18 protein-coding genes and 1 pseudogene are annotated in these 20339 nt (G+C 72.3%); 16 read left to right on the top strand and 3 right to left on the bottom strand.

What is annotated here, in order from left to right; all coding sequences use genetic code 11:
• Positions 1-20: 20 nt before the first annotated feature.
• The 11 genes and pseudogenes from OIM89_RS07125 to OIM89_RS07075 all read left to right on the top strand — a co-directional run bounded on the left by OIM89_RS07125 (position 21) and on the right by OIM89_RS07075 (position 12389).
• On the top strand, positions 21-791 hold the full coding sequence (locus OIM89_RS07125; RefSeq protein WP_030697530.1) for an enhanced serine sensitivity protein SseB: 771 nt from the start codon (positions 21-23) through the stop codon (positions 789-791).
• A 120-nt stretch (positions 792-911) separates the two neighbouring features.
• Entirely contained in the window at positions 912-1694 is a 783-nt protein-coding gene (locus OIM89_RS07120) for an enhanced serine sensitivity protein SseB C-terminal domain-containing protein (RefSeq protein ID WP_030697529.1), read from the top strand.
• A gap of 619 nt (positions 1695-2313) precedes the next feature.
• Positions 2314-3993: an ABC transporter substrate-binding protein gene (locus OIM89_RS07115; protein ID WP_030697528.1), complete on the top strand. Its 1680-nt coding sequence runs from the start codon at positions 2314-2316 to the stop codon at positions 3991-3993.
• 212 nt (positions 3994-4205) lie between these two features.
• Positions 4206-5210, top strand: coding sequence for an ABC transporter permease (locus OIM89_RS07110; RefSeq protein ID WP_030697527.1), 1005 nt, complete (start codon positions 4206-4208; stop codon positions 5208-5210).
• 1 nt (position 5211) lies between these two features.
• Positions 5212-6165: an ABC transporter permease gene (locus OIM89_RS07105; RefSeq protein ID WP_030697526.1), complete on the top strand. Its 954-nt coding sequence runs from the start codon at positions 5212-5214 to the stop codon at positions 6163-6165.
• A 2-nt stretch (positions 6166-6167) separates the two neighbouring features.
• A pseudogene (locus tag OIM89_RS07100) lies at positions 6168-7151 on the top strand (ABC transporter ATP-binding protein); the annotation flags it as partial.
• Between the two features lie 191 nt (positions 7152-7342).
• Positions 7343-8416 (top strand): ABC transporter ATP-binding protein, encoded by a 1074-nt coding sequence (locus tag OIM89_RS07095; protein WP_217467387.1) that lies wholly within the window; start codon positions 7343-7345, stop codon positions 8414-8416.
• Between the two features lie 168 nt (positions 8417-8584).
• Positions 8585-9208 carry a trimeric intracellular cation channel family protein gene (locus OIM89_RS07090; protein ID WP_202474989.1) on the top strand — a complete coding sequence of 208 codons (624 nt, stop codon included), beginning with the start codon at positions 8585-8587 and terminating at the stop codon, positions 9206-9208.
• Positions 9209-9335: 127 nt separating this feature from the next.
• Positions 9336-10103, top strand: a complete 768-nt coding sequence (locus OIM89_RS07085) for a D-Ala-D-Ala carboxypeptidase family metallohydrolase (protein WP_047467116.1) — start codon at positions 9336-9338, stop codon at positions 10101-10103.
• 150 nt (positions 10104-10253) lie between these two features.
• The gene (locus OIM89_RS07080) at positions 10254-11105 is read left to right on the top strand and encodes a thioesterase family protein (protein ID WP_047467440.1); all 852 of its coding nucleotides are present in this window, start codon (positions 10254-10256) and stop codon (positions 11103-11105) included.
• A gap of 114 nt (positions 11106-11219) precedes the next feature.
• The gene (locus OIM89_RS07075) at positions 11220-12389 is read left to right on the top strand and encodes a cysteine desulfurase family protein (RefSeq protein WP_264491077.1); all 1170 of its coding nucleotides are present in this window, start codon (positions 11220-11222) and stop codon (positions 12387-12389) included.
• A 22-nt stretch (positions 12390-12411) separates the two neighbouring features.
• On the opposite strand, the gene OIM89_RS07070 is transcribed toward OIM89_RS07075, so the two are convergent.
• Positions 12412-13146, bottom strand: a complete 735-nt coding sequence (locus OIM89_RS07070; RefSeq protein WP_010642067.1) for an N-acetylmuramoyl-L-alanine amidase — start codon at positions 13144-13146, stop codon at positions 12412-12414.
• A gap of 61 nt (positions 13147-13207) precedes the next feature.
• On the opposite strand from OIM89_RS07070, the gene mnmA reads away from it, so the two are divergent.
• On the top strand, positions 13208-14353 hold the full coding sequence (gene mnmA, locus OIM89_RS07065) for a tRNA 2-thiouridine(34) synthase MnmA (RefSeq protein WP_047467108.1): 1146 nt from the start codon (positions 13208-13210) through the stop codon (positions 14351-14353).
• 51 nt (positions 14354-14404) lie between these two features.
• Here mnmA and OIM89_RS07060 read toward each other — a convergent pair whose 3' ends face one another.
• Positions 14405-15181 (bottom strand): alpha/beta fold hydrolase, encoded by a 777-nt coding sequence (locus OIM89_RS07060; protein WP_217467390.1) that lies wholly within the window; start codon positions 15179-15181, stop codon positions 14405-14407.
• Between the two features lie 67 nt (positions 15182-15248).
• Positions 15249-15611: a DUF427 domain-containing protein gene (locus OIM89_RS07055; RefSeq protein ID WP_030697517.1), complete on the bottom strand. Its 363-nt coding sequence runs from the start codon at positions 15609-15611 to the stop codon at positions 15249-15251.
• Between the two features lie 85 nt (positions 15612-15696).
• Here OIM89_RS07055 and OIM89_RS07050 point away from each other — a divergent pair, with 85 nt between their 5' ends.
• The 4 genes from OIM89_RS07050 to ligA all read left to right on the top strand — a co-directional run bounded on the left by OIM89_RS07050 (position 15697) and on the right by ligA (position 20273).
• Complete coding sequence (locus OIM89_RS07050; protein WP_030697516.1) at positions 15697-16245, top strand: TIGR00730 family Rossman fold protein; 549 nt, start codon at positions 15697-15699, stop codon at positions 16243-16245.
• Between the two features lie 25 nt (positions 16246-16270).
• On the top strand, positions 16271-16969 hold the full coding sequence (locus tag OIM89_RS07045; protein ID WP_217467391.1) for an SDR family oxidoreductase: 699 nt from the start codon (positions 16271-16273) through the stop codon (positions 16967-16969).
• A gap of 83 nt (positions 16970-17052) precedes the next feature.
• Positions 17053-18066: a methionine synthase gene (locus OIM89_RS07040; protein ID WP_030697514.1), complete on the top strand. Its 1014-nt coding sequence runs from the start codon at positions 17053-17055 to the stop codon at positions 18064-18066.
• A gap of 20 nt (positions 18067-18086) precedes the next feature.
• Positions 18087-20273: an NAD-dependent DNA ligase LigA gene (gene ligA, locus OIM89_RS07035; protein ID WP_264491076.1), complete on the top strand. Its 2187-nt coding sequence runs from the start codon at positions 18087-18089 to the stop codon at positions 20271-20273.
• The last annotated feature ends 66 nt before the right edge of the window (positions 20274-20339 follow it).

The raw sequence follows: 20339 nt of genomic DNA, 5'->3' as shown, positions 1-20339 counted from the left end.
TGTGATCAGGCGGTGAGCAGATGAGCATCCCGGCCCAGGCCCCCCACGGGCTCTACGGCGGATGGCCGAGCAACGAACTGGAGGAGGCCCTCGCGGCCTCCCTGGGCGCCGAGGCGGCGGGCGGACGGCTGGTCGAGGTCCTCGGCCGCAGCAGTGTCTGGGTCCCGCTGCCCAACGGCGGCAGCCCCGAGAGCGGGTCACTGGACCTGCCGACGCTGGACATCGACGGGGGCGCGTACGTCCCGGTGTTCAGCTCCGAGCAGCAGTTCCGCTCCTGCGTCGGCGGCCACCTGGCCTTCGCCGTCGCCCCGGCCACCGAGTTCGCCCGCGGCCTGCCCCCGCAGCTGGGCATCGCCGTCAACCCGGGCGGCACCGTCGGCGTCCCGCTGCCGCCTCCGGCCGTGGCCGAGCTGTGCCGCACCGGCCGCTCCCCGCTCGACGGACCGGCCACCGGCGGCCGGGTCCGCACCTACGAGCCCGACTGGCAGGAGGACCCGGTGGACTTCCTCGGCGTCGCCGCCGGGGAGTTCGAGGAGTCCGGCGTGGTCGCCACCGCCCGCCGCTGCCTGGCCAGCGTCGAGGGCGGGGACCCGGTCCTCTTCGTCGGCGTCGAGCTGAACCGCCACGACGACGCCGCCGCCCAGCGCGCCATGGACGCCCTCGGCCGCGCCCTGGGCCGCACCCCGGTCCCGTGGCCGGTCAACCTCGTCCTGCTGGACGCCACCGACGACCTGGTGGCCCGGTGGATGGCGAACAAGCTGCGCACCTTCTACCGGCGTGAGCCGTCCTGACCGACGGACGGAGGGCCTAAGCTGTTTTCATGACCTGGCCGGTTCCGTGTCACACGGAACCGGTCCTGGCATGACGGGGGCAGGCCCCGGGGGACGAAGTGACGAAGGGGCGGTCAACAGGTGAGTGCGTCGGGCACGGCCGCGGCCGGGCAGGTCGAGCACATGCTGCGCCAGGTCGCCCCCGGGCGGTACGACGCCTACGAGGGGCTGCTGCACGCGCTCGCCGACCCCGGCGGGCAGGTCTGGATGCTGCTCTGGCACGGCCAGGCCGGCTCCCCCGACGCGCAGTACGCCGCCATGGAGGTCGACGGCCTCGGCTACGCCCCCTGCGTCACCTCCGCCCAGGAACTCTCCGCCAGCGGCTGGACCCGCGCCCACGAGGTGGTCTCCACCCGTGAGGCCGCCGCCGGGCTCTACCAGGACCAGGTCGGCCTCTGGATCAACCCGCACGCCCCCGGTGGCGGCGTCGGCGTCCCCTGGGCGGACCTGCGCCGCCTCGCCGTCGGCCTCGACGCGCAGCCGCCGGGCCCGCTGCGCATCTCCGAGCCGGTCATCGAACTCCCGCAGTTCTACGCCCTGCTGGCGCAGAACGCGCACCGCACCCCCGCGCTCCGCTCGCTGCGCCGCGCCTGGGTCCAGCCCGCCCTCGGCGTGCCGTACCTGGCCATCGGCCTCGACGTCTACGACCCGGGCGCCCAGGCCGTGGAGTCGGTGCGGGCGATGATGCGCCAGTCGGTCGGCGCCGTCCCGGACGGCCTCGCCGTCTCCACCGTCGCCATGTCCGACCCGTACGACCCGGTCGCCCTCTGGCTGCGCGCCCACGCCCGCCCCTTCTACGACCGCGACGCCCACGCCGCCCCGCCCGCCTCGGGATACGGCTACCCGCAGCCGTACGGGCGCTGAGCCGGGGCCACGGCCGCCTTCACGTAGACGCCGGCGCACGCCCGCGCCCAGCTTCCGGAGCGAAGCGCCCGGAATTCCGCCCATCATTCATCAGGCGCCCCTTTTCACGCCTTTCGCTCCGCTGCGCTCCGCGCGCACTCCCATTCCGCTCCCGGCCTCCGGAATTCTGTCGGCACTTCCGCTGGCCAGAGGTTTGCGGGGGCTTCCGGTGGACACGAATGAGGCGAGCGGAATGAGGGCCCACCGACTTTCGCCGTCCAGCATTCGAGAACGTCCCCTTCCACGCCGCCCACCGGCCCGAGGGGACATAAGGGGGCTCGCCCGGCCAATGGGGCGAAGGGGTGCGGAGGTTCGGCTGACGGGGTGTGAAAGTCCGGTGTAGCGCAGCGTGTTCGTACGGCAGCGAATGGTGCGGAATCGCCTGCGCGGCGCCCCTGAAGGCGCGCTTCTGTCCGGTAAACGGTGCCGGAAGGAGTGATGTCCCGGATATGCGCGGTTTGTTGTCTGTCCGGGTCTCAGGTCGGTATCACCGCTATGCGGATCATTCTCCCCGGTGAGAGACGTGGGTAGTGTTCAGCCGGTCAAGACCTCTGTATGAATGCTGAACCGGGGTGGGCCCATGCGCATTTTCAAGTCCCGAGTCACTCGGGCGATCACGGTCGCGGCTGCGACCGCGCTGATCGTCACCGGGTGCTCCAGTGAGCGAGACACCACGGAAGGGAAGGGCAAGGACGGCGGCAAGGACACCTTCGTGTTCGGCGGCGCCGGCGACCCCGGTTCCCTCGACCCGGCGCTGGCGTCCGACGGTGAGACCTTCCGCGTCACCCGCCAGGCCTTCGAGGCGCTGCTGGAGCACGAGCCCGGCGGCTCGAAGCTCGTCGGCGGTCTCGCCGAGACGTGGGACTCGAACGACGAGGGCACCGTCTGGACCTTCAACCTGCGCAAGGGCGTCAAGTTCCACGACGGTGAGGCGTTCAACGCCGAGGCGGTCTGCGCCAACTACGACCACTGGTTCAACTGGACGGGCACGTACCAGAGTTCCGCCGTGTCGTACTACTGGCAGACCATCATGGGCGGCTTCGCCAAGAACGAGGACAAGGACGCCCCCAAGGCGAACTACAAGTCCTGCACGGCGAAGGACGAGAACACCGCCGTCATCGAGGTGAAGAAGCCCTCCGCCAACCTCCCCGGCGGCTTCTCGCTCCAAGCCCTCGCGATCCACTCGCCGAAGGCGCTGAAGGCGTACGAGAAGGAGGAGGCGTCCGCCAAGGGCGACGCCATCACCTACCCCAAGTACAGCCAGCAGGCCGGCACGGTCGCCGGTACCGGCCCGTACAAGATCACGAAGTGGAACAAGGGCAACAAGGAAGTCGCCCTTGAGCGCTTCGACGACTACTGGGGCAAGAAGGCCGGGGTCAAGAACCTCGTCTTCCGCACCATCGACACCGAGGAAGGCCGTCGTTCGGCCCTCCAGGCCGGTGACATCGACGGCTACGACCTCGTGTCGCCCGCCGACGTGAAGACCCTGGAGAAGGCCGGCTTCCAGGTCCCGACCCGTGAGGTCTTCAACATCTTCTACCTGGGCTTCTCGCAGGAGAAGAACAAGAAGCTCCAGGACAAGGACGTCCGCGCCGCGATCGCCCACGCGATCGACAAGGACAACCTGGTCAAGACCCAGCTGCCCGAGGGCGGCGTCGCGGCCACGCAGTTCATGCCGGACACCGTCGAGGGCTTCTCCGACAAGGTCGCGAAGTACGCCTACGACCCGGCGAAGTCCAAGAGCCTGCTGAAGAAGGCCGGCGAGGAGAAGCTGAAGGTCGAGTTCTGCTACCCGACCGAGGTCAGCCGTCCGTACATGCCCTCCCCGGGTGACCTCTTCGAGCTGATGAAGGCCGACCTGGAGAAGGTCGGCATCACCGTCACCCCGAAGCCGATGAAGTGGGCCCCGGACTACATCGACGCCACCGAGGCGGGCGGCTGCGAGCTGCACCTGCTCGGCTGGACCGGTGACTTCAACGACGCCTACAACTTCATCGGTACCTGGTTCGCCGAGTACGACAAGCAGTGGGGCTTCAAGGACAAGAAGGTCTTCGAGGCGATGGAGGCGGCCTCCGCCGAGGTCGACCACGCCAAGCGCGTGAAGCTCTACGAGCACGCCAACGAGGTCGTCATGGACTACCTGCCCGGCGTCCCGATCTCCTCGTCCCCGCCGGCGATCGCCTTCGCCAAGGACGTCAACCCGCCGCTGGTCTCCCCGCTGACGCAGGAGAACTTCGCCGAGGTCACGTTCAAGAAGTAACCACCGCACCACGCGGCACCAGCACCTCACGGTGCGTCAGGGTCCGCCCGGCCACGGCACGTTCGCGGCCGGGCGGACCCGCCGCGTGCACGGCCCGGGACGGTGCGCGGTCACCACCGCGCGCCGTCCTCCCACCACCCCCCACGCGCCCGGCCGCGACCCGGCCCGAACACAGGCGCACCACGAACTACGCAAGAAAGGGGCATCGCGGGGTGTTGCGTTTCGTCGTACGAAGACTGCTTCAACTCATACCCACCCTGCTCGGCCTGTCGGTTCTGCTCTTCATCTGGCTGAACCGGCTGCCCGGCGGACCCGCCTCGGCGATTCTCGGAGAGAAAGCGACCGAGGCCGAGGTGGCACGTATCAACCGGGCTCTGGGGCTCGACCAGCCGGTGTACGTGCAGTACGGCCGCTTCATCAAGCGGCTGATCGAGGGCGACCTCGGCACGTCCACCCAGACCGGCCAGCCGGTCATGGACGAGTTCCTCCTGCGATTCCCCGCCACCGTCGAGCTGTCGCTGATGGCCATCGTCCTCGCGGTCGCCGTCGGCGTGCCGCTCGGCTACTTCGCCGCCAAGCGGCGCGGCGGCTGGCTGGACGTCGCCGCCGTCTCCAGCTCGCTGATCGGCATCTGCATCCCCGTCTTCTTCCTCGCCTTCATGCTGCGGACGGTCTTCTCGGTCAACCTCGGCTGGTTCCCCAGCTACGGGCGGCTGACCACCGGCATCGACGCCACGGAAGTGACCGGACTGGCCGTCCTGGACGGCTTGCTCACCGGTGAGTTCGACGCGAGCTGGGACGCCCTGACCCACCTGATCCTGCCCGCCATCGCCCTCGCCTCCATCCCGGTGGCGGTCATCGTGCGTATGACCCGGGCCAGTGTCCTGGAGGTGCTCGGCGAGGACTACGTCCGCACCGCCGAGTCCAAGGGCCTGCGCAAGGGCGTCGTCCGCACCCGCCACGTCCTGCGCAACGCACTGCTGCCCGTCATCACCTCGGTCGGCCTGCTCACCGGCTCCCTCCTGTCGGGCGCGGTGCTCACCGAGTCGGTCTTCACCTTCGGCGGCATCGGCTCCTTCATCCGGACCGCGATCGACGGCCGGGACTATCCGGTCCTCGTCGGCTTCATCATGTTCATCGCGATGGCGTACGTCCTGATCAACCTCCTGGTCGACCTCGCCTACAGCCTGATCGACCCGAGAGTGCGGGTGCACTGACATGAGCACCAAGACGGACAAGATCGACCGCCTCGCGGAACTCACGGCCCAGCAGGAGAGCTCCAGCGGCGCCAGCCTCTGGAAGGAAGCCCTCAAGCGGCTGCGGGCCAGCAAGATGGCGCTGGTCGGAGCCGGGATCATCGCGGTCTTCCTGGTCCTCGCCATCATCGGCCCGTGGGTCGCGCCCTACGCCCCCGGGCAGCAGTGGCGCGGTGAGGTCTTCGTCAACCGCGCCGAGTTCGTCGGCGCCCGCGCCGAGAACTGGTTCGGCCTCGACCACCTCGGCCGCGACATCTTCTCGCGGATGCTCGTCGGCGCCCGGCAGACCCTGCTCCTCGGCGTCGTCTCCACCCTGATCGGCCTCAGCGTCGGCGCCCTGATCGGCAGCTTCTCCGGCGCCTGCGCCACCCTCGGCGGCCGCGTCGGCCAGCGCATCGACTCGGTGCTCATGCGCTGCATCGACATCATGCTGGCGCTGCCCTCGCTGCTGCTCGCCGTCTCGGTGGCGGCGGTCCTCGGCCAGTCGATCACCACCGTGATGATCGCCATCGGTGTCGTCCAGATCCCGGTCTTCGCCCGCCTGCTGCGCGGCGCGATGCTGGTCCAGGGCGGCTCGGACTACGTGCTCGCCGCCCACTCGCTGGGCATCCGCAAGCGCCGCATCGTCCTCACCCAGATCATGCCGAACTCGCTGAGCCCGGTGATCGTCCAGGCGACGCTCTCCCTGGCCACCGCCATCATCGAGGCGGCCGCCCTGTCCTTCCTGGGCCTCGGCAACCCGGACAGCGCCAAGAACCCCGAATGGGGCGTCATGCTCACCCAGGCGCAGAACTACGCCGACTCCGCGCCGATGATGGCGGTCTACCCGGCCCTGGCCATCATCATCACGGCACTCGGCTTCACCCTGCTCGGCGAGGCGATGCGCGAAGCCCTCGACCCGAAGCTGCGAGGTTGACCATGCCCCTGCTCTCCGTGGACGAACTGTCCATCACCTTCACCGGCCGCGGCCGGCGTGACGTGCGGGCCGTGGACGGCGTCTCCTTCGACGTCGACCAGGGCCAGGTCGTGGGCCTGGTCGGCGAGTCCGGCTGCGGCAAGTCGGTGACCTCGCTCGCCCTGATGGGGCTGCTGCCCAAGAAGGGCGTCAAGCTCGGCGGCCGTGCCGAGTACGACGGCAAGGACCTGCTGACGCTCTCCCCGAACGCCATGCGCGACATGCGGGGCAAGCACCTGGCGATGATCTTCCAGGACCCGCTCTCCTCGCTGAACCCGGTCATCCCGGTCGGCCTCCAGGTCACCGAGATCCTGGAGCGGCACCGCGGCATGAAGGGCGCCGCCGCCCGCAAGGAGGCCGCCGACCTGCTGGACCGCGTCGGCATCCCCGACCCGACCCGGCGGCTCAAGGAGTACCCGCACCAGCTCTCCGGCGGTATGCGCCAGCGCGCGCTGATCGCCATGGCGGTGGCCTGCGCGCCCCGCATGCTGATCGCGGACGAGCCGACCACCGCGCTCGACGTGACCATCCAGGCGCAGATCCTCGAACTCCTCAAGGAACTCGTCGACCAGCAGGGCACCGCCCTGCTGATGATCACCCACGACCTCGGTGTGGTCGCCGGCCTCTGCGACCAGGTCAACGTCCTGTACGCGGGCAAGGCCGTCGAGTCGGCCGGGCGGCGCGAGCTCTTCGCGCAGCCCACCCACCCGTACGCGCACGGGCTGCTCGGCTCGATCCCGCGCCTGGACGCCCCCCGGGGCGAGCCGCTGCGCCCGATCCGGGGCTCCATCAACGACCGGATCGACTGGGCCGACGGCTGCGCCTTCGCGCCCCGCTGCGACCACTACACGCTGGAGTGCCTGAGCGGCACGCCGCAGCTGACCGAGCCGGTCGGTGCGGGCCACGGCGTCCGCTGCGTCAACCCGGTGCTGACCGGCGTCGAGGTGAAGACCCTCGGTGTCCCGGCCGAGCAGGCGGTGGACGCGGCGGCGGCGACGGCTCCCGACGAGCCGGCCGAGGCCGCCGAGCCGAAGATCCCGGCGCAGGCCGAGCCGGAGGCGGACGGGAAGGCCGAGCCCGCCGAGAGCGACGCCGCACCGGAGGCGAAGCCCGAGGCCGAGAAGAAGAAGGACGCGTCATGAGCCTGCTCGAACTGGACGATGTGAAGGTCCACTTCCCGGTCAAGAAGGGCCTGGTCTTCGACCGGACCGTCGGCCACGTCTACGCGGTCGACGGCGTCTCCCTCTCGGTCGAGGAGGGCCAGACCTACGGCCTGGTCGGTGAGTCCGGCTGCGGCAAGACCACGCTGGGCCGCTCCGTGCTCCGGCTGGTCGACATCACCGACGGCTCGGTCAACTTCGACGGCACCGACCTCGCGAAGCTGCCCACCGAGGAGATGCGGACCTACCGCCGCCGGCTCCAGATGGTCTTCCAGGACCCGCTGGGCAGCCTCAACCCCCGGCAGAACATCGAGTCGATCCTCTCCGAGGGGATGGCCGCGCACGGCATCGGCGGCACCCGCGAGGAGCGGCGCGAGAAGATCCGGGACATCCTCGCCAAGGTGGGGCTGCCGGCCAACGCCCTCTCGCGCTACCCGCACGAGTTCTCCGGCGGCCAGCGCCAGCGCATCGGCATCGCCCGCGCGCTGGTCCTGGAGCCCGACGTCATCATCTGCGACGAGCCCGTCTCGGCGCTGGACGTCTCCATCCAGGCCCAGGTCATCAACCTGCTGGAGGAGCTCCAGGAGTCGCTGGGCCTCACCTACCTGGTGATCGCCCACGACCTCGCGGTGGTCCGGCACATCTCGGACGTCATCGGCGTGATGTACCTCGGCTCCCTGGTCGAGGAGGCGCCCAGCGACGCCCTGTACGCCGAGCCGAGGCACCCGTACACCAAGGCCCTCATGTCGGCCGTGCCGGTGCCCGACCCGGAGGTGGAGGACCGCCGCGAGCGCATCCTGCTCACCGGTGACCTGCCCTCGCCGGCCAACCCGCCGGCCGGCTGCCGGTTCCACACCCGCTGCCCGTGGGCGCAGGACACCCTCTGCGCCACCGAGCGGCCGGTGCTCAAGGACGTCGGCGGCGGCCACAAGGTGGCCTGCCACTTCGCGGCCGAGATCGCCGCGGGCACTGTGGAGCGGACCGCCGCCTCGGTGGTGCCCGCCACCCGCGAGGAGATGACCGACCGGGTCGTGGAGACCCCGGCCGAGTAGTCCCCGCGTACCTCCGCGCGCCGTGGCGCCCGTCCCCGCTCCCACGAGCGGGGGCGGGCGCCACGCGGCCTTCCGTGGGCGGGTCGGCTCGGCCGGGGCGGGACCCAGTACAAATACAGGGTGTTCCAGCAATTCTTCACCCCGGCCGTCCAGCACACCCTCGACCTGATGGGGATCTTCGTCTTCGCGATCTCGGGTGCGCTGCTCGCCGTCCGGAAGAACTTCGACATCTTCGGCATCGCGATGCTGGCCGAGGTCACGGCGCTGGGCGGCGGGCTCTTCCGGGACGTGGTCATCGGGGCGCTGCCCCCGGCGGCCTTCACCGACCTCGGGTACTTCACCACCCCGCTCTGCGCCGCCCTGCTGGTCTTCTTCCTCCACCCCCACGTCGAACGCATCCAGAGCGCGGTCAACGTCTTCGACGCGGCCGGCCTCGGCCTGTTCTGCGTCATCGGCACCACCAAGGCGTACACCTACGGGCTCGGGCTGACCGCCTCCGCGGCGCTCGGGCTCGCCACGGCGGTCGGCGGGGGAGTCCTGCGCGACGTCCTCGCCAACGAGGTGCCCTCGCTGCTGCGCTGGGACCGCGACCTGTACGCGGTGCCGGCCATGGTCGGCGCGGCGATGGTGGCGCTCTGCATCCGCTTCGACTCGCTCAACCCGTTCACCGCCGGGGTCGCCGTGCTGACCGCGTTCGTGCTGCGGCTGCTGGCGATGCGGTACCACTGGCGGGCGCCCAGGGCCTGGAACCGGCGCTCCTCGGGGGTGGAGGTGGACGAGGCGTCGACCTGATGGGCCCGGGGATGGGCCCGTACGGGCGCCCGGGCCCAAGGATTTGACGAGTTCTTGACAATCGGGCGGGGCGGGGACAGTCTCGGGGGCCCGTCCGGCACCACGGATCAAGAAGAGGTGGCCCCCCATGCGCCCACGCCCCATCAGACTTCTGCTCGCGGCCCTCGTCGGGACCGGTCTCGCGTTCGCCCCCGTCTCCGCCGTCGCCTCCCCCACGGTGGCGGCCTCCGCCAGCGCCGACGTCGGCGCCCTGGACGGCTGTTACACCTGGAGCGGCACCCTCAGCCAGGGCTCCTCCGGTGAGGCGGTGCGGCAGCTCCAGATCCGCGTCGCCGGGTACCCGGGCACCGGCGCCCAGCTCTCCATCGACGGGCAGTTCGGCCCCGCCACCAAGGCGGCCGTGCAGCGCTTCCAGTCGGCCTACGGGCTGGCCGCCGACGGCGTCGCCGGGCCCGCCACCTTCAACAAGATCTACCAGTTGCAGGACGACGACTGCACGCCCGTCAACTTCACCTACGCCGAGCTGAACCGCTGCAACTCGGACTGGTCCGGCGGCCGGGTCTCCGCTGCCACCGCCCGCGCCAACGCCCTGGTCACCATGTGGAAGCTCCAGGCCATGCGGCACGCCATGGGCGACAAGCCGATCACCGTCAACGGCGGCTTCCGCAGCGTCACCTGCAACAGCAACGTCGGCGGCGCCACCAACAGCCGCCACCTGTACGGCCACGCGGCCGACCTGGGCGCCGGCTCGCAGGGCTTCTGCGCACTGGCCAAGGCCGCCCGCAACCACGGCTTCACCGAGATCCTGGGCCCGGGCTACCCGGGCCACGACGACCACACCCACGTCGCCGGCGGCGACGGCCGGTTCTGGTCGGCGCCCAGCTGCGGCATCTGAGCCCCGGCCCGCCGCACTGCCCCGGCGCCCTCCGCCGCCTCCCCGGCGGCGGAGGGCGCCGTGCCGTGTCCGGGCGCGGTCGGTGCACGTCACACAGATGTCACACCGGAAAGCTACCGCTCAGTAGCATCGCCGTGTAGCGTGACCGGCATGGCTCAGGCAGCACAGGCAACCATCGGTGACAGCGAGTTCGACCGCGACACGGCCGTCACCCTCCGCGCCCCGGGCGTCTACGACACCGACCTCTCCGCGGGCTGGACGATCATCTCCGCCGTCAACGGCGGTTACCTGCTGGCAACTCTCGGCCGCGCCCTGGCCGACGCCCTGCCCCACCCGGACCCCTTCACGATCTCCGCGTACTACCTCACGGCCTCCCAGGCGGGCCCCGCCACCATCCGGACCGAGACCGTCCGCACCGGCCGGACCCTCTCCACCGGCCAGGCCTCGCTCTACCAACAGGACGCCGAGGGCAACGAGGTCGAGCGCATCCGCGTCCTCGCCTCCTACGGCGACCTCGACGCCCTCCCCGACGACGTGCGCACCACCGCCACGCCGCCCGAGTTCCCGCCGGTCGAGCACTGCCTCGGACCGCAGGACGCCCCCGAGCACCGCCCCCTCGAGGGCAGCTCCGCCATCACCGACCGGCTCTGGCTGAAGATCGACCCCGCCACCCTCGGCTGGGCGCTCGGCGCCCCCACCGGCAAGGGCGAGATGCGCTCCTGGTTCGGCCTCGCCGACGGCCGCGACGCCGACCCGCTCTCCCTCCTCCTCGCCGTGGACGCCCTGCCGCCCACCGCCTTCGAGATGGGTCTCCAGGGCTGGGTCCCCACCGTGGAACTCACCGTCCACATCCGCTGCCGTCCGGCCCCCGGCCCGCTGCGCGTCGCCATCACCACCCGCAACCTCGCCGGCGGCTTCCTGGAGGAGGACGCCGAGGTCTGGGACAGCGCCGACCGCCTCGTCGCCCAGTCCCGCCAGCTGGCCCGCGCCCGGCTGAGCTGACGGACGCCGCCGGGACGTCAGCTCAGGCACCGTGGCCCGGCCACCCCCGTCGTGGCCGGACCACGACGCCTGGCTGCCGGGGCCCCCGCGCGGGTCCGTAGAATCGGCCCCACCATGGCCTATCTCGACCACGCCGCGACGACCCCGATGCTCCCCGAAGCCGTCGAGGCGATGTCCGCCCAGCTCACCCGCACCGGTAACGCCTCCTCGCTGCACGCGGCCGGGCGCAGAGCCCGGCGCACCGCCGAGGAGGCCCGGGAGGCCCTCGCCGAGGCGCTCGGGGCCCGGCCCAGCGAGGTGGTGATCACCGCCGGCGGGACCGAGGCCGACAACCTCGCCGTCAAGGGGCTGTACTGGGCCCGCCGCGCCGCCGACCCGCGCCGCACCCGCGTCCTGGCCAGCCCGGTGGAGCACCACGCCGTCCTCGACGCGGTGCACTGGCTCGGCGAGCACGAGGGCGCCACCGTCGAGTACCTGCCCGTCGACACCCTCGGCCGGGTCCACCCCGAGGCGCTGCGCGAGGCCCTCGCCCGGAACCCGCACGACGTGGCGCTGGCCACCGTCATGTGGGCCAACAACGAGATCGGCACCGTCCAGCCCGTCACCGAACTGGCCGCCGTCGCCGCCGCGTACGAGATCCCGCTGCACGCCGACGCCGTCCAGGCCTTCGGCCAGCTCCCGCTGGACTTCGGTGCCTCGGGGCTGGCCGCCGCCACCGTCAGCGGCCACAAGATCGGCGGGCCCTACGGCATCGGCGCGCTGCTGCTCGGCCGCCAGTACACGCCCGTGCCCGTCCTGCACGGCGGCGGGCAGGAGCGGCACGTGCGCTCCGGCACCCTCGACGTGCCCGCCATCGCCTCCTTCGCCGTCGCCGGGCAGCTCGCCGCCGAGCGCCGCCCCCGCTTCGCCGAGGAGGTCGGCGCGCTCCGCGACGAGCTGGTCGCCGCCGTCCGCGACGCCGTCCCGGACGCGATCCTCGGCGGCGACCCCGACCCCGCCGGGCGGCTGCCCGCCAACGCCCACTTCACCTTCCCCGGCTGCGAGGGCGACTCCCTGCTGCTGCTCCTGGACGCCCAGGGCATCGAGTGCTCCACCGGCTCCGCCTGCACCGCGGGAGTCGCCCAGCCCAGCCACGTCCTGCTCGCCACCGGCACCCCGCCCGACCTCGCCCGGGGCACGCTGCGCTTCTCGCTCGGCCACACCTCGACCCGCGCCGACGTCGAGGCCGTGGCCAAGGCGATCGGCCCGGCCGTGGAACGGGCCCGCAACGCCGGACTGAGCTGACCGGGCGCGGGCACCCGGCGGCTCACGCCCGCTCGCGCCGCTCGTCCTGCTTCCGCTCCCGTTCCAGCTGCTTCTTGGCCGCCCGGACCAGCCGCAGATAGCGGTCCCAGTCCCAGTGCGGCCCGGGGTCGGTATGGTCGGTGCCGGGCACCTCGACGTGGCCGATGACGTGCGTCCGGTCGACGGGTATGCCGTGGCGCAGGCAGATGTCGGCCGTCAGCCGCGCCGAACTCTCGTACATCGCGCCGGTGAAGTCCTGCGGGCGGTCCACGAACCCCTCGTGCTCGATGCCGACCGCGCGTTCGTTGTACTCGCGGTTCCCCGCCTGGTACGCCACGTCCAGCTCGCGGATGAGCTGGGCCACCCGGCCGTCCTTGCCGACCACGTAGTGCGTGGCCGCGCGGTGCGCCGGGTCCTGGAAGACCTTGAGCGCCACCGCGTAGCTGCCCTGCACGACATGGATGATCACGCGGTCGACGGTGAAGTCGTCGGGGCGGTCCGCGCGCCGCCAGTTGGCGTCCGAGGCCGCGACCCACTCCGCCTTCGCGTAGTCCACCGCCCCCTCCACCCGGGGCTTGGAGACCCCCGGCACCTGGTACCACAGGCGGCCCAGCTGCTCCCGCGCCAGCACGCCGCCGGTGGCCGCCGCCACCCCGGCGCCGATCAGCACCGACCGCCGCCGGACCGTACGGCGCCGCGCGCCCTGCCCGCCGTCGGCGCCCCTGCCGGCGCCCGCACTGTGATTCCCGTTGCCCACGCCTGCCCCAACGCCTACGCGAGGGACATTCGTTCCCGCGCCCCCGTACCCTGGACGGGCTATGACTGAGACCTCCCCGCGCACCGAGAACCCGCCGCGCCCCCTGAGGGTGCTCGCCGCGATGTCCGGCGGTGTGGACTCCGCCGTCGCCGCCGCCCGCGCCGCCGAAGCAGGCCACGACGTGACCGGCGTCCACCTGGCGCTCTCCGCCAACCCGCAGTCCTTCCGGACCGGCGCGCGCGGCTGCTGCACCATCGAGGACTCCCGCGACGCCCGCCGCGCCGCCGACGTGATCGGCATCCCCTTCTACGTCTGGGACCTCGCCGAACGCTTCCGCGAGGACGTGGTGGAGGACTTCGTCGCCGAGTACGAGGCCGGGCGCACCCCCAACCCCTGCCTGCGGTGCAACGAGAAGATCAAGTTCGCCGCCCTCCTCGACAAGGCCCTCGCCCTCGGCTTCGACGCCGTCTGCACCGGCCACTACGCCACCGTCGTCACCCGCGAGGACGGCTCCCGCGAGCTGCACCGCGCCTCCGACATGGCCAAGGACCAGAGCTACGTCCTCGGCGTCCTGGACGAGCGGCAGCTCGCCCACGCCCTCTTCCCGCTCGGGGACACCCTCACCACCAAGGACGAGATCCGCGCCGAGGCCGAGCGCCGGGGCCTGGCCGTCGCGAAGAAGCCCGACAGCCACGACATCTGCTTCATCGCCGACGGCGACACCCGCGGCTTCCTCGCCGGGCGCCTGGGCACCGCCGAGGGCGACATCCTCGACGAGGCCGGGCAGAAGGTCGGCACCCACGAGGGCGCCTACGGCTACACCATCGGCCAGCGCAAGGGCCTGCGGATCGGCACCCCGGCCCCCGACGGCAAGCCCCGCTACGTCCTGGACATCTCCCCGGTCGACAACACCGTCACCGTCGGCCCCGCCGCCGCCCTCGACGTCACCGGGCTCACCGCCATCCGGCCCCGCTGGTGCGGCACCCCGCCCGAGGGCAGCGGCCGCTACACCGCGCAGCTGCGCGCCCACGGCGAGGAGACCCCCGTCACCGCCGAGGTGTGCGAGGGCGAGCTGACCGTCACCTTCGACGAGCCGGTCCGCGGCGTCGCCCCCGGCCAGGCCGTCGTCCTCTACGACGGCAGCCGCGTCGTCGGCTCCGCCACCATCGCCGCCACCCGCCGCGCCGGAGCCGTCCCGGCGGCCTGACGACCCCGCCCTGAGCGCGAGCGGTGGCGTCCGGTCCCGCGCCGCACGCGCTCAGGGCAGCAGGAACTCCCGCAGGACCGCCGCCACCGCCTCGGGCGCCACGTCGTGACTCTGCCCGTCCAGCTCCCGGTACGTGCCGTCCGGCAGGGCCCCGGCCACCGCCCGGGCCGCCTCCGTCATCGCCGGCGGGCTCGCCGAACCGGCCATCACCAGCGTCGGCACCGACACCAGGGCGAGCCGGTCCAGCGGCGGCGCCCCGTCGCCCAGCAGCGCGTCGTCGTAGGCGAGGGTCGGCGCCACCGCCTCCAGACCCGGCCAGGCGGGGGACTGGCGGGCCCCCGCGATCATCTCCGGCGGCAGCCCGATGTGGGTCATGAACAGCTCCACCGCCCCGCCCCGGTCGTCCGCCGCCAGCAGCGCCACCAGCCGCGAGCGGTACGCCTCCCGCCGCGACGGGTCCGCCCCGCCCACCGTGAACGGCGGCTCGTACAGCGCCACCCGGCTCACCGCCGGCCCCGCCGACGCCGCGTGCAGCGCCAGCGCCGCCCCCGAGGAGACCCCGTAGAGCGCGGCCTGCCCGCCCACCGCGCGGATCACCTCGGCCAGGTCCTCCACCTCGCGGCGGACCGCGTACGGCCGCGTGTCGCCGCTGCGGCCGCGCCCGCGCCGGTCGTAGGTCACCACCGTGAAGCTGTCGGCGAGCAGCCCGGCCAGCGGCGCCGCGTGCTCCCCGGTCGTCATCGCCCCGCCGACCAGCACCAGCACCGGGCCCGAGCCCCGCGCCTCGTAGGCGATCGGCGTGCCGTCCTGGGAAACCACAGTGTCCATACCGGCAGCCTTGCCCGAAGACCCGCCGCCCACCACCCGGGCCGCACTCGTCAGGTCACCCGTCAGGTCACCCGGCGGGCTCCGCCACCACCTCCGTCTCGTAGAAGCAGAAGTGGTCCCGGATCTCCGCGACCGCCTCGATCGGCTCCGGATAGGCCCACACCAGATCCGGCTCGCCCGGCAGCGACCAGTACGAGGCAGTGCCCTTGAAGGGGCAGACCGTGTGCGTCTCCGAAGGCGTCAGCAGGTCGGTGCGGACGTCTCCGGGCGGCAGGTAGTACCGGACGGGCAGCCCCGTCTCGCGCAGCAGCAGCGGGCGGCGGCTCTCCGCCACCACCTGCCCGTCTCGCACCACCCGTACGTGCACCGGGGCCTGCTCGACGGTGATGCGGTGACCGCGCGCCGTGTCGTCTCCGTGTCCCTGAGTCATGGACTCGACGGTACCCCCGGACACCGACAGCGCCTGTCCGGTACGCGGCTTCTGCGCCGGGGTGGGCGGGCGGTAAGTTGCCGCCATGAACATATGCGTCTTCCTGTCCGCCGCCGACCTGCCCGAGCGCTACACCCGGCCCGCCCGCGAGTTCGCCGAACTCCTCGGCAAGGGCGGCCACACCCTGGTGTGGGGCGGCTCCGACAAGGGACTCATGAAGGTCGTGGCGGACGGCGTCGAGCAGTCCGGCGGCAAGCTCCTCGGCGTCTCCGTGGAGTTCCTCGCCAGCTCGGCGCGCCCGGTCCCCGCCGAGTCCGGCGAGATGATCATCACCGCCGACCTGGCCGAGCGGAAGGCGCAGCTCCTCGCCCGGGCCGACGCCATCGTGATCATGGTGGGCGGCACCGGCACCCTCGACGAGGCCACCGAGATCCTCGAACTCAAGAAGCACGGCCTGCACACCAAGCCCGTCGTCCTGCTCAACACCGCGGGCTTCTACGACGGCCTGCGCGAGCAGTTCCAGCGGATGGAGGACGAGGGGTTCCTGCCGCTCCCGCTGACCGAACTGGTCTTCTTCGCCGAGGAGCCGGTCGGCGCCCTCGCCCACCTGGAGGAGAGCGCCGGGGTCCAGTAGGAGCGGTGCGGCGGCCGGTGGGATCATGCGGGCCATGGCTACTCATGTGATCACCGGCGCCGGTTCCGGCATCGGCGCCGCCGTCGCCCGCCGCCTCCACGAGCGCGGCGACCACCTCGTCCTCGTCGCCCGCGACGCCGGCCGCGCCCGCGAACTGGCCGCCGCCCACCCCGGCGCCGACACCCTCGTCGCCGACCTCGCCGACCCCGACCGGATCTCCTGGGCCCTCTCCCACCAGACCCTCCCCGACCGCATCGACTCCCTGCTGCACATCGCGGGCGTCGTCGACCTCGGCACCGTCGGCGAACTCACCCCCAAGACCTGGCGCCACCAGATCGACGTCAACCTCCTCGCCCCCGCCGAACTGACCCGCCACTTCCTGCCGCAGCTCCGCCTGACCCACGGCCACGTGGTCTTCGTCAACTCCGGCGCCGGTCTCAACGCCAACGGCGGCTGGGCCGCCTACGCCGCCGCCAAGCACGGCCTCAAGGCCCTCGCCGACGCCCTGCGCCAGGAGGAGCAGGAGCACGGCGTCCGCGTCACCTCCGTCTACCCGGGCCGCACCGCCAGCGCCATGCAGCAGAAGATCCACCAGCAGGAGGGCAAGGAGTACGACCCCGGCCGGTGGATCAGCCCCGACTCGGTGGCCACCACCCTGCTCACCGCGCTCGACCTGCCCGCCGACGCCGTCATCAACGACGTCAGCATCCGCCCGGGCGGCTGACCGCCCCCCCCGCCGGGGCGGCCCGGCGCCGCACCCCGCCCTGCCGGGGCCGGCGCCGCCCCGGGGCCCGTAGCCTGTCCGGCGTGAGCGACACCGACGACTTCCCCACCCTGCGCGCCACCGGCATCGGCTCGATGCCCGGCGGCGACGCCCGCGAGGCGGCCAGGACCGTGACCGGCACCTTCGCGGGCGGCGAGGGCATGCCGTACCTCCCCGAACTCCCCGCCCGCGGCCCAGGCGCCGACATGACCGGCCGCACGGCAGGCCTCCTGGCCGACCTCCACGCCCAGCTGGAGCCCAGCGGCTGGCGGATCGCCGACCGGCCCGGCCGCGACATGCGCCGCGCCGTCTCCTGGCTCCGCGAGGACCTCGACGCCCTGGAGGAGTACACCCAGGGGTACGAAGGCCCGCTCAAACTCCAGGTCACCGGCCCCTGGACGCTCGCCGCCGCCCTCCAGACCCGCGGCGGCGAAGCCTGCCTCGGCGACGCCGGGGCCTGCCGCGACCTCGCCGCCTCCCTCGCCGAAGGGCTCCGCGGCCACCTCGCCGAGGTCCGCCGCCGGGTGCCCGGCGCCCGCCTCGTCCTCCAGCTCGACGAGCCCTCCCTCACGGCGGTCCTCGCCGGAACCGTCCGCACCGCCAGCGGCTACCGCACCTACCGCGCCGTCGACCGCCAGGTCGTCGAATCCGCCCTGCGCGAGGTCGCCGCCGTCCACGACGGACCCGTCATCGCGCACAGCTGCGCCCCGTCCGTCCCCTTCGGCCTGCTGCGCCGGGCCGGATTCGCGGGCGCCTCGTTCGATTTCTCCCTGCTCACCGAGAGTGACGACGAGGCGCTCGGCGAGGGCGTCGAGGCGGGCTTCCGGCTGCTCGCCGGTGTCGTGCCGGGCACCGACACCGCATTGTCGGACCCGGCCGGTAGCGTCATGGGGGTCAGGACGTGGTGGCGCAGGCTGGGGCTGAATCCCGGGCTGCTCCCCGAAGCGGTGGCGATCACCCCGTCGTGCGGTCTGGCCGGCGCCTCGCCCGGCTACGCCCGCGCGGCCCTCGCCCACTGCGTCCGGGCGGCGAACTCACTCGCGGACAACCCGGAGTGACGAAACGGGAGGACAGGACAGTGGCCGGCGAACAGCAGAACGCAGACGTTCCCGCGGACGCGCGGGAGCGCCACAAGCACCTCGCCGAACAGGTCGAGGAGCACCGCTTCCGCTACTACGTCAACGACCAGCCCGTCGTCAGCGACGCCGAGTTCGACCGGCAGCTGCGCGCCCTCACCGAGCTGGAGGAGCAGTACCCGCCGCTGCGCACCCCCGACTCGCCCACCCAGAAGGTCGCCGGGCAGTACGAGACGGAGTTCACCTCCGTCCAGCACGTCGAGCGGATGCTCTCCCTCGACAACGCCTTCGACGACGAGGAACTGGCCGCCTGGGCCGAGCGCGTCGCCAAGGAGGTCGGCGCCCCCGGCTACCACTTCCTGTGCGAGCTCAAGGTCGACGGCCTCGCCGTCAACCTCACCTACGAGCACGGCCGCCTCACCCGCGCCGCCACCCGCGGCGACGGCCGCGTCGGCGAGGACATCACCCCCAACGTCCGCACCATCTCCGACATCCCCGAGCGCCTGCACGGCGACGACCTCCCCGCCCTGGTCGAGATCCGCGGCGAGGTCTTCTTCCCGATGGAGGAGTTCGAGAAGCTCAACGCCCGCCTCGTCGAAGCCGGCGAGAAGCCCTTCGCCAACCCGCGCAACGCCGCCGCCGGCTCCCTGCGCCAGAAGGACCCCCGGGTCACCGCGACCCGCCCGCTGCACATGGTCGTCCACGGCATCGGCGCCCGCGAGGGCTTCACCATCGACTGCCTCTCGCACGCCTACGACCTGCTGCGCTCCTGGGGCCTGCCCACCGCCCGCCACAACAAGGTGGTCGAAGGACTCGACGGCGTCCGCGAGTTCATCAGGTACTACGGCGACCACCGGCACTCCGTCGAGCACGAGATCGACGGCGTCGTCGTCAAGCTCGACGAGGTCCCCCTCCAGGGCCGCCTCGGCTCCACCTCCCGCGCGCCCCGCTGGGCCATCGCCTGGAAGTACCCGCCCGAGGAGGTCAACAGCCGCCTCATCGACATCCGCGTCGGCGTCGGCCGCACCGGCCGCGTCACCCCGTACGCCCAGGTCGAGCCGGTCACCGTGGCCGGCTCCGAGGTCGAGTTCGCCACCCTGCACAACCAGGACGTGGTCCGCGCCAAGGGCGTCCTCATCGGCGACACCGTCGTCCTGCGCAAGGCCGGCGACGTCATCCCGGAGATCCTCGGCCCCGTCGCCGACCTCCGCGACGGCACCGAGCGCCCCTTCACCATGCCGGCCGAGTGCCCTGAATGCGGCACCCCGCTGAAGCCGATGAAGGAGGGCGACATCGACCTCCGCTGCCCCAACGCCCGCTCCTGCCCGGCCCAGTTGCGCGAGCGGATCTACTACCTCGCGGGCCGCAAGTGCCTCGACATCGAGAACTTCGGCTACGTCGCCGCCACCGCCCTCACCCAGCCGCTGGAACCCTCCGAGCCCCCGCTGCGCGACGAGGGCGACCTCTTCGACCTCACCGTCGACCAGCTCCTGCCCATCCGCTCCTACGTCCTCGACCCGGACAGCGGCCTGCCCAAGCGCGACCCGAAGACCGGCGAGGAGAAGATCGTCACCTTCTTCGCCAACAAGCAGGGCGAGGCGAAGAAGAACACCCTCGCCATGCTCGACCACATCGAGGCGGCCAAGCAGCGTCCCCTCGCCCGCGTCCTCACCGGCCTCTCCATCCGCCACGTCGGCCCGGTCGCCGCCCAGGCGCTGGCCCGCGAGTTCCGCTCCATCGAGCGGATCGAGGCCGCCACCGAGGAGGAGCTGGCGCAGACCGAGGGCGTCGGCCCGACCATCGCCGCCTCCCTCAAGAACTGGTTCGCCGAGGAGTGGCACCGCGAGATCGTCCGCAAGTGGCGCGAGGCCGGCGTCCGGATGGAGGAGGAGTCCACCGGCGAGGACGAGGGCCCCCGCCCGCTAAAGGGTCTCACCGTCGTCGTCACCGGCACCCTCGAACACCACACCCGGGACAACGCCAAGGAAGCCCTCCAGAACCAGGGCGCCAAAGTGACAGGTTCTGTCTCGAAGAAGACTTCGTTCGTGGTCGTCGGCGACAACCCCGGCTCCAAGTACGACAAGGCCATGCAGGCCAAGGTGCCCGTCCTGGACGAGGCGGGCTTCGCCGTCCTCCTCGAACAGGGCCCCGACGCCGCACGTGAAGTGGCACTTCCGCTTCCCGAGTGACCCTCGCGAGCCACCCGTTCGGCGCATACCAGATGCTTCGGGGTGGCCAGGTCTCATTCGGGCAAC

It is taken from the genome of Streptomyces sp. BI87 (assembly GCF_025957665.1).
In the GTDB taxonomy this organism is placed as follows: domain Bacteria; phylum Actinomycetota; class Actinomycetes; order Streptomycetales; family Streptomycetaceae; genus Streptomyces; species Streptomyces albidoflavus.
The sequence above is the reverse complement of the archived record's forward strand: the minus strand, read 5'-3'. Positions and strand labels throughout refer to the sequence as shown.